This window comes from Streptomyces sp. NPDC050315, assembly GCF_040655775.1.
In the GTDB taxonomy this organism is placed as follows: domain Bacteria; phylum Actinomycetota; class Actinomycetes; order Streptomycetales; family Streptomycetaceae; genus Streptomyces.
The window spans coordinates 84,920-99,421 of sequence record NZ_JBFAKN010000004.1; the positions used below are offsets into that span (position 1 = coordinate 84,920).

Annotated in this window: 13 protein-coding genes and 1 riboswitch; of the genes, 2 read left to right on the forward strand and 11 right to left on the reverse strand. The window is 70.3% G+C overall.

All coding sequences use genetic code 11. The annotated features are described in order from the left end of the window. Window positions 1-19 precede the first annotated feature (19 nt). From AB0I82_RS15675 to rlmN, 4 genes are all read right to left on the reverse strand, one after another. The gene (locus AB0I82_RS15675) at window positions 20-1,084 is read right to left on the reverse strand and encodes an ABC transporter ATP-binding protein (protein WP_363257813.1); all 1,065 of its coding nucleotides are present in this window, start codon (window positions 1,082-1,084) and stop codon (window positions 20-22) included. Beyond that, complete coding sequence (locus AB0I82_RS15680) at window positions 1,085-2,698, reverse strand: iron ABC transporter permease (RefSeq protein WP_363258379.1); 1,614 nt, start codon at window positions 2,696-2,698, stop codon at window positions 1,085-1,087. It lies immediately after the preceding gene. 95 nt (window positions 2,699-2,793) lie between these two features. Then, window positions 2,794-3,867 carry a thiamine ABC transporter substrate-binding protein gene (locus AB0I82_RS15685; protein WP_363257814.1) on the reverse strand — a complete coding sequence of 358 codons (1,074 nt, stop codon included), beginning with the start codon at window positions 3,865-3,867 and terminating at the stop codon, window positions 2,794-2,796. Between the two features lie 86 nt (window positions 3,868-3,953). Then, a riboswitch (TPP riboswitch) is annotated at window positions 3,954-4,074 on the reverse strand. 51 nt (window positions 4,075-4,125) lie between these two features. Continuing rightward, window positions 4,126-5,232: a 23S rRNA (adenine(2503)-C(2))-methyltransferase RlmN gene (rlmN, locus tag AB0I82_RS15690; RefSeq protein WP_030266522.1), complete on the reverse strand. Its 1,107-nt coding sequence runs from the start codon at window positions 5,230-5,232 to the stop codon at window positions 4,126-4,128. A 199-nt stretch (window positions 5,233-5,431) separates the two neighbouring features. Between rlmN and AB0I82_RS15695 the strand changes: the two genes are divergently transcribed. Further along, the gene (locus tag AB0I82_RS15695; protein WP_363257815.1) at window positions 5,432-5,680 is read left to right on the forward strand and encodes an SCO4226 family nickel-binding protein; all 249 of its coding nucleotides are present in this window, start codon (window positions 5,432-5,434) and stop codon (window positions 5,678-5,680) included. 83 nt (window positions 5,681-5,763) lie between these two features. On the opposite strand, the gene AB0I82_RS15700 is transcribed toward AB0I82_RS15695, so the two are convergent. The 5 genes from AB0I82_RS15700 to rpsB all read right to left on the reverse strand — a co-directional run bounded on the left by AB0I82_RS15700 (window position 5,764) and on the right by rpsB (window position 10,546). Further along, complete coding sequence (locus tag AB0I82_RS15700) at window positions 5,764-6,921, reverse strand: phosphatidate cytidylyltransferase (protein ID WP_363257816.1); 1,158 nt, start codon at window positions 6,919-6,921, stop codon at window positions 5,764-5,766. Beyond that, window positions 6,921-7,478, reverse strand: coding sequence for a ribosome recycling factor (frr, locus tag AB0I82_RS15705; protein ID WP_363257817.1), 558 nt, complete (start codon window positions 7,476-7,478; stop codon window positions 6,921-6,923). The genes AB0I82_RS15700 and frr overlap by 1 nt, the downstream gene beginning before the upstream one ends. A 262-nt stretch (window positions 7,479-7,740) precedes the next feature. Beyond that, entirely contained in the window at window positions 7,741-8,514 is a 774-nt protein-coding gene (gene pyrH / locus AB0I82_RS15710; RefSeq protein ID WP_363257818.1) for a UMP kinase, read from the reverse strand. A gap of 208 nt (window positions 8,515-8,722) precedes the next feature. Further along, window positions 8,723-9,559 carry a translation elongation factor Ts gene (gene tsf, locus AB0I82_RS15715; RefSeq protein WP_363257819.1) on the reverse strand — a complete coding sequence of 279 codons (837 nt, stop codon included), beginning with the start codon at window positions 9,557-9,559 and terminating at the stop codon, window positions 8,723-8,725. 102 nt (window positions 9,560-9,661) lie between these two features. Beyond that, the gene (rpsB, locus tag AB0I82_RS15720) at window positions 9,662-10,546 is read right to left on the reverse strand and encodes a 30S ribosomal protein S2 (protein WP_363257820.1); all 885 of its coding nucleotides are present in this window, start codon (window positions 10,544-10,546) and stop codon (window positions 9,662-9,664) included. A gap of 1,161 nt (window positions 10,547-11,707) precedes the next feature. Between rpsB and AB0I82_RS15725 the strand changes: the two genes are divergently transcribed. Continuing rightward, window positions 11,708-12,265 (forward strand): M23 family metallopeptidase, encoded by a 558-nt coding sequence (locus tag AB0I82_RS15725; RefSeq protein WP_363257821.1) that lies wholly within the window; start codon window positions 11,708-11,710, stop codon window positions 12,263-12,265. A 671-nt stretch (window positions 12,266-12,936) separates the two neighbouring features. Here AB0I82_RS15725 and AB0I82_RS15730 read toward each other — a convergent pair. Both AB0I82_RS15730 and whiG read right to left on the reverse strand, forming a co-directional pair. After that, window positions 12,937-13,476 carry a helix-turn-helix domain-containing protein gene (locus AB0I82_RS15730; RefSeq protein ID WP_363258380.1) on the reverse strand — a complete coding sequence of 180 codons (540 nt, stop codon included), beginning with the start codon at window positions 13,474-13,476 and terminating at the stop codon, window positions 12,937-12,939. A gap of 110 nt (window positions 13,477-13,586) precedes the next feature. Further along, entirely contained in the window at window positions 13,587-14,423 is an 837-nt protein-coding gene (gene whiG, locus AB0I82_RS15735) for an RNA polymerase sigma factor WhiG (protein WP_363257822.1), read from the reverse strand. Window positions 14,424-14,502: the final 79 nt, after the last annotated feature.

Here is a 14,502-nt window from a genome sequence, read left to right on the forward strand (position 1 = left end):
TACTGCCCGTACATCCAGGTCAGTCGCGTACGGGTAGGACCACCACATCACCCGCGACGAACGCAGCGCCGACCTTCTCGCCCACCTCCGGCGCGGCCGCGAGCGCACAGGCCGCGTCCAGTTCGGGACCGGCCGACGGGCGCAGCCGCAGGGAGACGTGCGTACCGCGAAAGGTGCGCGCGGCGACCGTGCAGGGCAGGCCCTCGCGGGCCGGCACCAGACGGACGCCGGCCGGGCGGACGAGGAGCCGGCAGGTGCCCTCCGCCGTGCCGTCCGGGACCGGCACCTTGCCCCACGGGGTGTCCGCGGCCTCGCCGGTGACCGTGGCCGGCACGACGTTGTCGAAGCCGAGGAAGCGGGCGACGAACTCGTCGGCGGGGCGCTGCCAGACCTCCAGCGGCGTACCGGTCTGCGCGATCCGCCCGTCGCGCATGACGACGACCCGGTCGGCGAGCGCGAACGCCTCACCCTGGTCGTGCGTCACCGCCAGTACGGTCGTCCCCAACTCCCTGAAAAGCCGCCGCAGTTCGACCACCAGGCGCTCGCGCAGCCCGCGGTCGAGCTGGCCGAGCGGCTCGTCCAGCATCAGCAGCCGGGGGCTGGGCGCCAGCGCCCTGGCCAGCGCGACGCGCTGCTGCTCGCCGCCGGAGAGCGAGCCGACGGCCCGGCGCTGGGCGCCCGGCAGGCCCACCAGGTCGAGCAGCTCGGCGACCTTCCGTTCCTGCTCGGCCCGTGCGGCGCCGCGCATCCGCAGCCCGAAGGCGACGTTGCCCGCCACGTCGCGCTGCGGGAAGAGCTGGTGGTCCTGGAACATCAGCCCGACGCCGCGCCGGTGGGTGGGTACGGTACGCAGGTTCCGGCCATCGAGTACGACCTCGCCCGCGTCGGCCTGCTGCAGCCCGGCGATCACCCGCAGCAGCGTCGACTTGCCGCTGCCGCTGGGCCCGAGGACGCAGACGGTCTCGTGCTCGGCGACGTCCAGGGCGACGGCGTCCAGCGCGGTGTGCGTACCGAAGCGGACGCTGAGGGCATCCAGGCGCAGGAGAGGGCCGTCAGTCCGATTGCCGGTCCGGTTGTCGGTCACCTAGAACTCTCCCGTCCGGTCGGTGCGTACCCGCTCCAGCGCCAGCAGCGCCCCCGCGCACACCACCATGAGAATCGTCGACAGGGCCATCGCCTGCCCGTAGTTGAGCTCGCCCGCGCGGCCCAGCAGCCGCGCCACGGCCACCGGGAGCGTGGGCCGGTCCGGACTCGCGATGAACACCGTCGCGCCGAACTCGCCGAGCGAGACGGCGAACGCGAAACCGGCCGCGATCAGCAACGCCCGCCGCACCAGCGGCAGATCGACCTCGCGCCACACCTGCCAGGGCGTGGCTCCCAGTACGGCAGCGGCCTCCCGCAGCCGCCCGTCCACCGCGCGCAGCACCGGCAGCATGGTCCGTACGACGAAGGGCACGCCCACGAGGGCCTGCGCGAGCGGTACGAGCCACCAGGAGGTGCGCAGGTCCAGCGGCGGCTCGTCGAGGCTGATCAGGAAGCCGAAGCCGACGGTCACGGCGGAGACGCCGAGCGGCAGCATGAGCAGCGCGTCGAAGCCGCGGACGAGCCGGCCGCCGCGCCGCGTCAGCGCGGCCGCCGCCAGCCCGCCGACGACGACCGCGATGGCGGTGGCGGCGACCGCGTACGCGAGCGAGTTCCACAGGGCAGTCAGCGGCGGCACGGTGAACGTGGAATCCGCACCGGCCGCGGCCTGCAGCGCGCGGTAGAAGACCGGGCCGTAGCCGTCGGGCCCGGCGAAGGACCGCTCGACCAGTACGGCAAGCGGCAGCACGAGCAGCAGCGCGATCACCACGAACGTGCTGCCCAGCAGCGCCCACTGTCCGGCGCCGCGCGGCCTGCGCGCCGTACGGGACGCGTCGACCAGCTTCAGCGCGCTCTCGCGCCGCCGTACCGTCCACGCGTGCAGCGCGAGCAGTCCGAGTACGGCGGCGAACTGCACGAGGGTGAGCACCGCGGCGGTCGGCAGGTCCAGGAAGTCGGCGGTCTGCCGGTAGATCTCCACTTCGAGGGTGGCGAAGCGCGGGCCCCCGAGGATCTGCACGATCCCGAAGGAGGTGAAGGTGAAGAGGAAGACCATCAGCGCGGCGGCGGCCACGGCGGGAGCCAGCGCGGGCAGCGTCACCCGCCGCCAGGCCGCGAACCGCCCGGCGCCGAGCACCCGCGCGGCCTCCTCCTGGCGCGGATCCAGCGCGCTCCAGAGCCCGCCGACGGTCCGTACGACCACCGCGTAGTTGAAGAAGACGTGCGCGAGCAGGATCGCCCAGACCGAGGTGTCCAGCCGTACGCCCCACAGGTCGTCCAGCAGGCCGCCGCGGCCGACGAGCGCCAGGAAGGCGGAGCCGACGACGACGGTGGGCAGCACGAACGGCACGGTGACGACCGCCCGCAGCAGCCTCTTTCCGGGGAATTCGAAGCGCGCGAAGACGTACGCGCCGGGGAGCGCGATCAGCAGCGTGAGTGCCGTGGAAGCCGCCGCCTGCCAGCCGGTGAACCACAGGACGTGCAGCAGGTCGGGATCGGTGAGGACCTCGCCCACCCGCCCGAACTGCCAGCTCCCGCCCTCCCGCAGCCCCCGGCCGACGATCATGGCGACCGGGTAGGCGAAGAAGAGCACGAAGAAGCCGAACGGCACGGCCATCAGCGCGAGCCGAGTGGCCGTGGCGCGCCCGGCCGGCCGGCGCGCGTCCTCGCCGCGCCCCGGCCGCCGGAAACGTCCCTGGTCCGCGCCCGGGTCTACTTCACGACGAGCGAGGACCACTGCTTGATCCACTGTTCGCGGTTCTTGCTGATGTCCGCGGGCGCGACCGTCTTCGGCTCATCGATCTTCTGCCCGTACTTGGTGAACAGCTCGGGCACCTTCGCGCCCTCGACCACCGGGTTGACGAACATCTGCAGCGGCAGGTCCTCCTGGAACTTCTTGCTGATCAGGAAGTCCAGCAGCGCCTTGCCGCCCTTCTCGTTCGCGGCGCCCTTCAGCAGCCCGGCGAACTCGGTCTGCCGGAAGCAGGTCCCGGTGGCGACGCCGGTCGGCGCCTCCTTCGGCGCCGGCTTCTTGGCCATGACCTCGGCGGGCGGGCTGGAGGCGTAGGAAACGACCAGCGGCTTGTCGCCCTTGCTGCCGGCCGCGCCCGAGAACCGCTCGTAGTACGCCTGCTCCCAGCCGTCGACGACCTCGACGTCGTTGGCCTTGAGCTTCTTCCAGTAGTCCTGCCAGCCACCCTTGCCGTACTCGGCGATGGTCCCGAGCTGGAACGCCAGCCCCGGCGACGACGTGGCCGAGTTCTCGGTGACCAACAGCCCCTTGTACTGCGGCTTCACCAGATCACCGAACGTCTTCGGCGGCGCGATGTCGTGCTGCTCGAAGTACGCCTTGTCATAATTCACGCAGATGTCGCCGTAGTCGACGGGCGTGACCCGGTGCTCCGCCTTGTCCAGCTGGAACTCCGCGGGCACCCCGCTCAGCCCCTTGGCCTCGTACGGCGTGAAGAGCCCCTCGTCGAGCCCGCGCGACAGCAGCGTGTTGTCGATCCCGAAGAAGACGTCCCCCTGCGGGTTGTCCTTCGTCAGCACCGCCTGGTTGACGGCCTTGCCTGCGTCGCCGCCCTTGACGAGCTGGACCTTGTACCCGCTCTGCTTCTCGAACTCCTTCAGTACGGACTTCGAGGCCGCGAACGAGTCGTGGGTGACGAGCTTGACGGTCTTGGCGTCGCCCGCCTCGTCGCCGCCGGAGGCGCCGCAGCCGGCCAGCGCCGCACCGCCGACCGCCAGTACGACGGCAGCCGCGGTGGCCTTACCGAAAGTTCTCACTTGTTCATTCCTCCTGGCTGGCCAGGAAGAGACGCGGCCCCGCCCGCGGCGTCCGGTGGGACCGGTACCGCGGGCAGGGCGCAACAGCATGAGGACGACCGAACTTCCTACCCGGAATGACCCGGGCGAGGTTCAAGGGTCTGCGGCAGCGGCATCGGCTCTCACTGCCCGCACTCTCAGCGCTGTGGCGCTCCCCTGTCGGATGGTGTGCGTTATAGGTGATGTAGAAACGTTCGACGCTACGTTACCAGCGCGCTCTCAGCGCTCCGAGGCCGCGAGCTGGCCGCACGCACCGTCGATCTCCTGCCCACGGGTGTCCCGCACGGTCACCGGCACACCATGCGCCGCGATCGCCTCGACGAACGCCTTCTCGTCCTCCGGCCGCGAGGCGGTCCACTTGGACCCGGGCGTCGGGTTCAGCGGAATCAGGTTCACATGCACCCGCTTCCCCTTGAGCAGCTTCCCGAGCAGGTCCCCGCGCCACGCCTGGTCGTTGATGTCCCGGATCAGCGCGTACTCGATCGAAATCCGGCGCCCGGACTTCTCCGCGTACGTCCAAGCAGCATCGAGCACCTCCCTCACCTTCCACCGCGTGTTCACCGGCACGAGCGTGTCCCGCAGCTCGTCGTCCGGCGCGTGCAGCGAGACCGCGAGCCGGCACTTGAAGCCCTCGTCGGCGAAGCGCAGCATCGCCGGCACCAGCCCCACCGTGGACACGGTGATCCCCCGCTGCGACAGCCCCAGCCCGTCCGGCTCGGGATCGGTCAGCCGCCGGATCGCCCCCGTGACCCGGTTGTAGTTCGCGAGCGGCTCGCCCATCCCCATGAACACAATGTTCGACAGCCGCGCCGGCCCACCAGGGATCTCCCCATCCCTGAGCGCCCGCATCCCATCGACAATCTGATGAACGATTTCAGCGGTCGAGAGGTTCCGGTCCAGCCCCGCCTGCCCCGTCGCGCAGAACGGGCAGTTCATCCCGCACCCGGCCTGCGAGGAGATGCACATCGTCACCCGGTCCGGGTACCGCATCAGCACCGACTCGACCAGCGTCCCGTCGAACAGTTTCCACAGCGTCTTGCGCGTCTGGTCGTCGTCGCACGAGATGTGCCGCACCACGCTCATCAGCTCCGGCAGCATCTCGGCCGCCAGCTTCTCCCGCGCCGCGGCCGGAATGTCCGTCCACTGCTCCGGGTCGTGCGCATACCGCGCAAAGTAGTGCTGCGACAGCTGCTTGGCGCGGAACGGCTTCTCCCCGATCGCCGCCACGGCCTCCTTGCGCTCAGCGGGCGAAAGATCGGCAAGATGCCGCGGCGGCTTCTTGGCCCCCCGCGGCGCGACAAAAGTAAGTTCTCCAGGTGCAGGCATGGTCCGTCCAGTGTCGCAGATCATCGGGGGCTGCCCTGATGAGAGCGGGGTGGGGGCCGTCACCCTCGCTGCCTGCCGGTCGTGGCCCGTCCGGTCGCCGCCGTCGTCGTGCGGGCAGACGATGGAGATGTCGGAGCTGGTAAGCCGCCTCGGCGATCGTCACCGTCGGGACGCGCACGTCGGAAGGAGGCGCAACGCCATGGCCCAGTTCATGGACGTCCACCAGGGGATGAAGGGCATCACGGGCGACCAGCTGAAGGAGGCCCACGAGGCCGATCTCGCCATCGAGAAGGAAGAAGGCGTCCACTTCGAGAAGGCGTGGGCGGATCCGCAGTCCGGCACGGTCTACTGCCTCTCCGAGGCGCCCTCGGCCGATGCGGTCCAGCGTGTCCACGAACGCGCAGGTCACCGGGCCGACGAGATCCACCCGGTCCCGCTGACCGTGTGAAGCCCGGTCTTCCCTGACCGTGTGAAAACAAAGCCCCCCATCCGCGGCGGACCGCAGACGGGGGGCTCGTGCGCGGCGCGGGGTCAGCCCGTGCCGACGAAGATCACCAGGAGGAGCCATACCACCGGGGCCGTCGGCAGCAGGGAGTCCAGCCGGTCCATGATCCCGCCGTGGCCGGGCAGCAGCGTGCCCATGTCCTTGATGCCGAGGTCGCGCTTGATCATGGACTCGCCGAGGTCGCCGAGGGTGGCGCTGGCGGCGACGGCGAGGCCCAGGAGCAGGCCCTGCCACCACGCGCCGTTCTCGATGAGGAACTCCATGCACAGCGCACCCGCCGCCATCGCGAAGGCCACCGCGCCGACGAGGCCCTCGCGGGTCTTGCCGGGGCTGATGCGGGGGGCGAGCTTGTGCTTGCCGAAGCGCCAGCCGACGGCGTACGCGCCGGTGTCGCTGACGACCGTGAGCAGCAGGAAGGTGAGGACCCGGTACGGGCCGTCCGCGTCCGCCGCGAGCATCAGGGCGACGAACGTCGCGAGGAACGGCACGTAGAACGCCGCGAAGACGCCGGCCGTGACGTCCCGGAGGTAGTGGTCCGGGGACTCGGTCATCCGCCAGACCAGCACGGCGAGCGCGGTGAGCGCCATCGCCACCCAGGCGCCCTCGGCCCCGCGTACGTACCCGGCGACCACCATCGCCGTACCGCCGACGGCGAGCGGTACGAGCGGTACGCGGATGTCCTTGCGCTCCTCGAGGCGGGAGGTCAGCTCCCACAGCCCGACGACCACGGCGACCGCGACGACGCCCACGAAGACGGGCTTGTAGACGAACAGCGAGAGCACGATGATCGCGCCGAGGCCGACGCCCACCCCTATGGCGGCCCGCAGATTGCGGCCCGCGCTCTTCTTCGCCGGCTTCTTCGAAGAGGGGCTGTCGTCCGGTGCCGGCGGGGATGTGGGCATGGGTTCCTGGGGGTGGTCATCGCGGAAGAGGGGGCCACTCAGCCGAGCGGCCCCCCGATCGTCCCGGTGGTCGTCCTGGTCTCCGCCTGCGTCGGGCACGGTGGGCATGGGCCGAGTCTGCGCTGCCGCGGACCGGTTGTGCACGGGACCCGCCGACGGGGCCGGGGGCCCCTCCCAGCCGTAGCCGGGGGCCTGTCCCGTGCCGGCCGCCCATGGGCCGGCGCCGGGTGGGGTCCCGCCCGCCGAGGGCGAGGGCCGGGCCCCCCAGGATGACTCGTTCATCACACCTCGAGCAGCTCGGATTCCTTGTGCTTGAGCAGCTCGTCCACCTGCGCGACGTACTTCGCGGTGGTGTCGTCGAGCTCCTTCTCGGCGCGGCGCACCTCGTCCTCGCCGGACTCCTTGTCCTTGACGAGCTTGTCGAGGGTCTCCTTGGCCTTGCGGCGGACGCTGCGGATCGAGATCTTCGCGTCCTCGGCCTTGTTCTTGGCGACCTTGATGAACTCCTTGCGGCGCTCTTCGGTGAGCTCGGGGAAGTTCACGCGAATGATGTTGCCGTCGTTGCTCGGGTTGACGCCGAGGTCGGAGTCGCGGATGGCCTGCTCGATGTTGCGCAGCGCGCTCTTGTCGAACGGGGTCACCACGGCCATCCGCGGCTCGGGCACCGAGAACGACGCCAGCTGGTTGATCGGCGTCAAGGCACCGTAGTACTCCGCCACGATCTTGTTGAACATCGCCGGGTGCGCACGCCCGGTGCGGATCGCGGCGAAGTCCTCCTTGGCGACCACGACGGCCTTCTCCATCTTCTCCTCGGCCTCGAGGAGGGTCTCTTCGATCACCACTTGCTCCTGGTCTTAATCGTAAGAAGCAGAGCCTCGCCCCTGCGCGCGTCTTCTCCTGCACGGTGTCCGACCGGCAGGCGGTTGTCCATCCCCGTGCCGTGGTCTTCCCACGGCCGGGAGTTGCCGCGCGTACGGGTATGCCGTCCGTACGGCGCGTACGGGCGAACTCGCGCTCCCCGTACGGCGCGTACGAACACGAGGTGCCCGTACGGATCGTACGGACACCTGCTGCCCGTACGGATCGCGGCGGTGCGGGCCGTCAGGCCCGGGTGCCCTGATCGCTGACGAGCGTGCCGATCTTCTCACCCTTCACGGCGCGCGCGATATTGCCCTCTGCGAGCAGCTCGAAGACGAGGATCGGGAGCTTGTTGTCGCGGCACAGCGTGATGGCGGTGGCATCGGCGACCTTCAGGTCGCGGGTGATGACCTCGCCGTATTCGAGCGCGTCGAACTTCACCGCGTCGGGGTTCTTCTTGGGGTCGGAGTCGTAGACGCCGTCGACCCCGTTCTTGCCCATGAGCATGGCCTGGGCGTCGATCTCCAGGGCGCGCTGGGCGGCGGTGGTGTCGGTGGAGAAGTACGGCATGCCCATGCCCGCACCGAAGATGACGACGCGGTCCTTCTCCAGGTGGCGGATGGCGCGCAGCGGGATGTACGGCTCGGCGACCTGGCCCATGGTGATGGCGGTCTGCACGCGGCAGTCGATGCCCTCCTTCTCCAGGAAGTCCTGGAGGGCCAGGCAGTTCATGACCGTGCCGAGCATGCCCATGTAGTCGCTGCGGGCCCGGTCCATGCCGCGCTGCTGCAGCTCGGCGCCGCGGAAGAAGTTGCCGCCGCCGATCACGATGGCGATCTCGTAGCCGTCACGGACCACGGCGGCGATCTCGCGGGCCATGGCGTGGACGACGTCGGGGTCGACACCCAGTCCCCCGCCGCCGGCGAATGCCTCCCCGGAAAGCTTCAGAAGGAAGCGACCCTTCCCCTTTTTGTGGGTCTCGGGGGCTTTGTCCGCGCCGTCGGCACCGTGATTCATTGCGCTCTCCTCGTGCACATACGAAGAAGGCCATTGCCGGGGGTCTGGTCAGATCCCTGTACGGCAATGGCCTCCTCGTCACATCTGCGGTCGGCCGGTGAGCGGCCGACTGCGTACGACCCTAGCGGGGCCGCGGGTCATTCGCTGCCCTGCGACAGGCCCTCGGTCCTTACGGCCGGCGGCCCGGAGGCAGAGCTTCCGGCGTGGCTCAGATGCCGACCTTGATGCGCGCGAAGCGCTTCAGGCTGACACCGGCCTCCTGGAGGACCTTCTCGACGGACTTCTTGTTGTCGAGCGCGTACGGCTGGCCGAGCAGCGTCGCGTCCTTGAAGAAGCCGTTGAGGCGACCCTCGACGATCTTCGGCAGGGCAGCCTCGGGCTTGCCCTCCGCACGCGTGGTCTCCTCGGCGACGCGGCGCTCGGCCTCGACGACCTCGGCCGGCACGTCCTCGCGGGAGAGGTACTTCGGCGCGAAGGCGGCGATGTGCTGCGCGATGCCCTTGGCGACCTCGGCGTTCTCCTTGTCGAGCTCGACGAGGACGCCGATCTGCGGGGGCAGGTCGGGCATGGTGCGGTGCATGTACGCCAGCACGAAGCCGTCGGTGAACTGCGCGAAGCGGTCCAGGACGATCTTCTCGCCGAGGTTGGCGTTGGCCTCGTCCACGAACGCCTGGACGGTCTTGCCGGCCTCGATCTCGGAGGCGAGCAGGGCCTGGATGTCGGCGGGCTGCGTCTTGGCGACGTGCGCGGCGATCTCGTTGGCGACGGCCTGGAACTTGTCACCCTTGGCGACGAAGTCCGTCTCGCACTTCAGCTCGACGATGACGCCGGAGGTGTTGTCGTCGGCGATCAGGGAGACCACGGCGCCGTTCTCGGCGGAGCGGCCCTCGCGCTTGGCGACGCCCTTCTGGCCCTTGATACGCAGGGCCTCGACGGCCTTGTCGACGTTGCCCTCGGCCTCGTCCAGCGCCTTCTTGCAGTCCATCATGCCGGCGCCGGTGAGCTCACGGAGCTTCTTGACGTCAGCGGCGGTGTAGTTCGCCATGATCTGTTGAGTCTCTTCTCGAAAGTCGAAAGATCTACGGGTGGACGGCGGGGGCGGTGCTTGTGGCACCGGCCCCCGCCGTCATCATCCGATGCTGAGGTGTCAGGCCTGCTCGGCCGGCTTCTCGGCCTCGGCAGCGGCGGGCGCCTCGGCCGGCTTCTCCTCGGCCTTGGCCTCGTCGGCCTTGGCCTCGTCGGCCTTGGGCTCCTCGGCCTTCTTCTCGCCCTCGAGCAGGTCACGCTCCCACTCGGCCAGCGGCTCGCCGGCGGCCTTCTCGCCCTTGGCCTCGGCACCACCGGAGCGGGCGATGAGGCCCTCGGCGACGGCGTCGGCGATCACGCGGGTGAGCAGGGTGACGGAGCGGATCGCGTCGTCGTTGCCCGGGATCTTGTAGTCGACCTCGTCGGGGTCGCAGTTGGTGTCGAGGATGGCGACGACCGGGATGTTGAGCTTCCGGGCCTCACCGACCGCGATGTGCTCCTTCTTGGTGTCCACGATCCAGACGGCGCTGGGCACCTTCTGCATCTCGCGGATACCGCCGAGGGTCTTCTCCAGCTTGGCCTTCTCGCGCGAGAGCACGAGAAGCTCCTTCTTGGTGAGACCGGAGGCCGCGACGTCCTCGAAGTCGATCTGCTCGAGCTCCTTGAGGCGCTGCAGACGCTTGTAGACGGTCGAGAAGTTGGTCAGCATGCCGCCGAGCCAGCGCTGGTTCACGTAGGGCATGCCCACGCGAGTCGCCTGCTCCGCGATGGCCTCCTGGGCCTGCTTCTTGGTGCCGACGAACATGACCGAGCCGCCGTGGGCGACGGTCTCCTTGACGAACTCGTAGGCGCGGTCGATGTACGACAGCGACTGGAGCAGGTCGATGATGTAGATGCCGTTGCGCTCGGTGAAGATGAAGCGCTTCATCTTCGGGTTCCAGCGGCGGGTCTGGTGCCCGAAGTGGACGCCGCTCTCCAGCAGCTCCCGCATCGTGACGACGGCCATGGCCGTTCTCCTCGTGTTTCTCGGTTCCACCGCGGCCGGGCGGCCGCTGTGCCTGACGCCCCTGCGCGCCTGCCTGAACCGACTCCGGTGGTGTACCGGGAACCGTGCCAGGACCGAGGGACGCGGCCACCGTGGTGCAGCGCGCTCCCGCTGCGCTTCTGACGAAGCACGGGGAGTCACGCGCCGGTGGCGGGGCGTGCGAAGTCGACCCGGTCACCCGGATCGCCACAAGAAGTGTACGGGACCGCCGAACCGCCTAGCGACATGCTGGGGGTGGGGGGTGAACCGGCACCGGCGGGCGGCTGCCGGTGTCGGTGGGCGGCTGCCGGTGAGGAGGGAGGGGCGAAGGGCGGGCTGCGGGCTCTCCTGATCACTCACACGCGTGACGAGGTTGTCCACAACCACGAAACGGTCCACAGCTCCCGACCAAGATCCCTCGGATCCTGCGGGGTCCGCCAGTGTCGTGCCATGCGCCAGTCACATCGCCTCGGGGTTCCTGGGCTCTCTCTTCCATGTCGTTTACGTCTGAGGCCTCGGGTGGGGCGTCGCCCGCCTCGACTGGGGCTGAGGCCTCGGCCGGGACCGGAGCGTCTTCTGCCTCGCCTGCAGCTACATTCGCCCCTGCCCCATCCATCTCACCTGTCTCGCCTGCGGCTGACGGGGCTCCTGCTCCCTCTCCCGGTCATGCGAGTACTCGCGTACCTCACGTCCCGGTACCCCAGTCGGCCTGCCCCTCGCACCACGGCTCGCACCACCCTGACCAGCAAGACCGGGATCCTTCGCACGGCCGCTTGCGCACTCGGCTGCATGATCGGCTGCGTACTCCTGCTCGGCCCGACGCTCCTCACTCCGCTCTCCCCCGAGCCGGACCACAACACCCCGACCGCAACCGACACCGCACCCTCACCTCATCTCACGCCCGCCGCACACGCCCGCCCCCTCTCCGGACACCCGCCATCGGAACCCCACTCGGACACGAACTCCGCCCCTGGCCCGAGCCCACCGGAGGGGCCTTCCGAGACCCGCACACGGTCCGGAACATCCGAGGCCGGGGCACGGTCCGGGACTTCCGACGCCCGGGCACGGTCCGGGACTTCCGAGACCCGGGCGTGGCCCGTGGCAGGGCCGGCCGGCGCGCGTCCAGCCATCGCACGCCCCTGGTTGCCTCCACCCACCCCGTGGGCGGCCGGCCACCGCGGCGTGGACCTCGCCTCACATGCCGGAGCGACCGTACGAGCCGCCGCCCCCGGCCGCGTCTCCTTCGCGGGCAAGGTCGCCGACCGAGGCGTCCTCGCCATCGAACTGCCCGACTCCGGCCAACCGCCCCTGCGCATCACGTACGAGCCGGTACGCCCCACGGTCCGCAAGGGCGACCGCGTCAGAGCAGGCCAGCCGGTCGCCATCCTCCAGCGCGGCCCGTACCACTGCGACGCCCCCTGTCTCCATTGGGGCCTACGCCGCGACCGCACCTACCTGGACCCGCTCTCCCTCCTCCCCCCGTCCCTGCTGGCCCCGCCCTCTCCCCGCCTGCTCCCGGTCTTCCACATCCCCGAACCCACCCCGCCCCCAACACCCAGCCCGGAGACACCACCCCTCTCCCCCACAGCCGCCGACACCCCCACCCTGGCGGCAGCCACAGCACTCGCAGCCATAGCCACCTGGTCCCACTCCCGCCTCCAACCCCAACGCCCCCGACGCCACCCCGACGGCCTGCCCTGACCGGCAACCCGTCCCACCACACCCGCCACCGCGCCGATCCCTACCCGACCGACGCACGACCGGCGTGCTGAAGCACGGGAGGGCTGAAGTACGGGAGGGCTGAAGTAGCGGGACAGCCCCGGAGTACCGGAGCGCCGTCGAGGTCCGGGGCGCCCCTGGGAATCCGGTGGTGAGATCGCCGGATCATCAGGGCCCCGGATTCTGATCACCCGGACCGCGAGCCCTCAAGCACCGGGACCACCGGCCCACGGGGCCGCGAGCCAGCCGGACAACCGGATCGCGCAATCACCGGCGGGCCGGGGCACGGGGCACAGGTCAGAGGCCAGAGGTCAACTGACGGCCAGGGCACGGGGGCGCCAGCCACCCAGGGCGCGAGGTCACGGGTCGCGCGGTCGCGGGACGGCAGGATCACCTGACGGCCGGGACGCGGGGTTGCCGGACGGCCAGGTCGCCAGACGGCCGGACCGACGGACGGCTAGGTCGACGGACGGCCGAGGCGCGGGGTTGCCGCACGGTCGGGGCGCGGGAGCGCCGGACGGCCAGGCCGCGGGAGCGAGGGCCGCCGTGTGGCAATGCCTGGGCGCGTGGTGTGTATGGGGGCGCAGGCAGGCGTGTCTGTTTTTCGGAGGTGGTGGTGGAGGAGGGTGGGCGGGGGGGGGGAGGGGAGAAGATCAGCCGCGGACGCCGTGGAGGGTCATGGCGACCGCCGCCTCCGTGATCTCCGTAGGATCCTCCGCCGCGCCCAGTTCGATGCGGCGGACCGCGGCGTCGACGACGCCCTGGAGGAGCATCGCGGCGAGCCTCGGCTGCTGGTGTCCCAGGGCACCCAGGGCCTCGACGATCATGGCGATCAGGCCGCCGTGCGCGGCGCGGATCTTCTCGCGGGCGCCGGCGTCCAGCTCGCCCGCCGAGATCGCGACGACCGCACGATGCCGGCGGTCCCCGACGAGGGCGAGCTGCTGCCGTACGTACGCCTCGATCTTGTCCTCGGGCGTCTCGACGCGCTCCATCGCGGCCTCGACCTCCGCGGCCCATACCGGGAAGTCGACCGCGCACAGCTCTTCGACGACGGCGGCGCGGGAGCGGAAGTACTCGTACACGGAGGACCGCGCGAGGCCCGTGCGCTCGGCGAGGGCGGGGAAGGACAACGCCTCCGTCCCGCCTTCGGACAGCAGAGTACGAGCAGCGTCCAACAGGGCGTCGCGCTGCATGGTCCGGTGCTCGGCCACAGAGGCCGCTCGAATCCTGGGCACGCCACCACTGTACGGATGCGGCCCGGGCGGCGGCACTCCGCGGCACGGCGTAACGCCGTCAGCGGAGCTCAGCGGCCCACATCGGCCAGCTTGGCGCGCAGCTGCAGGACGGACTTGGTGTGGATCTGACTGACCCGGCTCTCGGTGACGCCGAGGACGTTGCCGATCTCGGCGAGGGTGAGCCCTTCGTAGTAGTAGAGCGTGACGACGGTCTTCTCGCGGTCGGGGAGCGTGTTGATAGCGCGAGCAAGGAGTCGCCGCAGTTCGCGGTCCTCGGCGATCTCGACCGGGTTCTCGGCGGCGGTGTCCTCGAGCGTGTCCATCAGGCTCAGCCGGTCGCCGCCGTCACCGCCGGCGTGCAGCAGCTCTTCCAGAGCGACGACGTTGGCCAGGGACAACTGACTGAAGACGGTGTGCAGTTCCTCGAGCGCGATGCCCATCTCCGCGGCCACCTCGGCCTCGGAAGGGGTACGGCGCAGCTGGGCTTCGAGCGTGGCGTACGCGCGCTCGACCGCTCGTGCTTTCTGGCGCACCGAGCGGGGGATCCAGTCCAGGGCCCGCAGTTCGTCGATCATCGCGCCGCGGATGCGGGTGATCGCGTACGTCTCGAACTTGATGGACCGTTCCGGCTCGAACTTCTCGATGGCATCGATCAGTCCGAACACGCCGGAGGAGACAAAGTCCGCCTGCTCGACATTGGGCGGCAGGCCGACGCTGACGCGCCCCGCGACGTATTTGACCAGCGGCGAGTAGTGCAGGATCAGCTGCTCCCGCAGGCGTTCGTCACCCGTCGCCTTGTAGGAGCGCCAGAGCTCCTCTAGCGAGGTGGGCGCTGCCGGGCGCACGCTGCCGCGGGCGGCGGGGGGTGCCGCCGCGCGGTCAGACCCGGAAGTGTGCTGGGGCATTCGTCGCCTTGAGCCGTTCTGCCGAGACGCTGGTGAAGAGGTGCGTGAGGGTCGTGTGGTCCGTGGAGGGCGGATGCCT